At 60.4% G+C, this 1,450-nt stretch carries 2 protein-coding genes; both read left to right on the forward strand.

Translation table 11 applies throughout. The annotated features are described in order from the left end of the window. Positions 1–794 (forward strand): flagellar synthesis regulator FleN (gene fleN, locus ACIONG_RS24610; protein WP_401303271.1); only part of this gene is annotated, 794 nt, incomplete at its 5' end. Further along, positions 791–1,450: RNA polymerase sigma factor FliA (locus ACIONG_RS24615; RefSeq protein ID WP_401303273.1), on the forward strand; the 660-nt coding region annotated here is incomplete at its 3' end. The genes fleN and ACIONG_RS24615, both read left to right, overlap by 4 nt.

Here is a 1,450-nt window from a genome sequence, read left to right on the forward strand (position 1 = left end):
CCGGCGTCAAAGGTGGCGTCGGCAAGACTAACGTGTCAGTGAACTTGTCTCTGGCGCTGGCAGAGCTTGGCCGTCGGGTCATGCTGCTGGACGCCGATCTGGGGCTGGCGAACGTCGACGTTCTGCTGGGCCTGACGCCCAAACGTACCCTGGCCGACGTGATCGAAGGCCGCTGCGAATTGCGCGACGTGCTGTTGCAGGGTCCCGGCGGGATCCGCATCGTGCCGGCCGCGTCCGGCACCCAAAGCATGGTTCACCTGAGCCCGGCGCAACATGCCGGTCTGATTCAGGCCTTCAGTGACATCGGCGACAATCTCGACGTGCTGGTGATCGACACCGCTGCGGGTATTGGTGACTCGGTAGTCAGTTTTGTTCGCGCAGCCCAGGAAGTGTTGCTGGTGGTTTGCGACGAGCCGACCTCGATCACTGATGCTTACGCACTGATCAAACTGCTCAACCGCGATTACGGCATGAACCGCTTCCGCGTCCTCGCCAACATGGCGCAGAGCCCGCAAGAAGGCCGTAACCTGTTCGCCAAGTTGACCAAGGTCACGGATCGCTTCCTTGATGTGGCCCTACAATACGTCGGCGCCGTGCCCTACGACGAAAGCGTGCGCAAGGCAGTGCAGAAGCAGCGAGCGGTCTATGAAGCTTTCCCGCGTTCCAAGTGCGCGCTGGCGTTCAAGGCAATCGCGCAGAAGGTCGATACCTGGCCACTGCCTGCCAACCCGCGCGGCCACCTTGAGTTTTTCGTCGAGCGCCTCGTGCAGCAAACGGCAGGGCCTGTGTTATGACCGCCAGCGGTATGAACTACTACAAGAAGTCGGCACGTGACGCGCAGTACGAGTTGATCGAGCGTTACGCGCCACTGGTCAAACGCATCGCCTACCACCTGCTGGCGCGATTGCCGGCGAGTGTGCAGGTCGAGGATCTGATTCAGGCCGGGATGATTGGCCTGCTCGAAGTCTCGACCAAATACGACGCCAGTAAAGGCGCCAGTTTCGAAACGTACGCGGGCATTCGAATCCGCGGCGCGATGCTCGACGAAGTGCGCAAAGGGGACTGGGCGCCACGCTCGGTTCACCGCAACACCCGTATGGTCAGCGACGCAATTCGGGCAATTGAAGCTAAAACCGGCCGTGATGCTAAAGATCACGAGGTTGCGGCCGAACTCCAATTGAGTCTCGACGATTACTACGGGATTTTGAATGACACCCTGGGCAGCCGCTTGTTCAGTTTCGACGACCTCTTGCAGGACGGCGAACACGAAGGGCTGCACGAGGATGGCGCCAGTGCTCATCTTGAGCCGTCACGCGATCTGGAAGATGAACGCTTCCAGGCGGCGCTGGCGGACGCGATTGCCAATTTGCCGGAGCGTGAGCGACTGGTGTTGGCGCTGTACTACGACGAAGAGCTGAACCTCAAGGAGATCGGTGAAGTCCTTGGCGTC

Origin of the sequence: Pseudomonas sp. NPDC087817, from assembly GCF_044742875.1 — a bacterium.
Lineage (GTDB): Bacteria > Pseudomonadota > Gammaproteobacteria > Pseudomonadales > Pseudomonadaceae > Aquipseudomonas.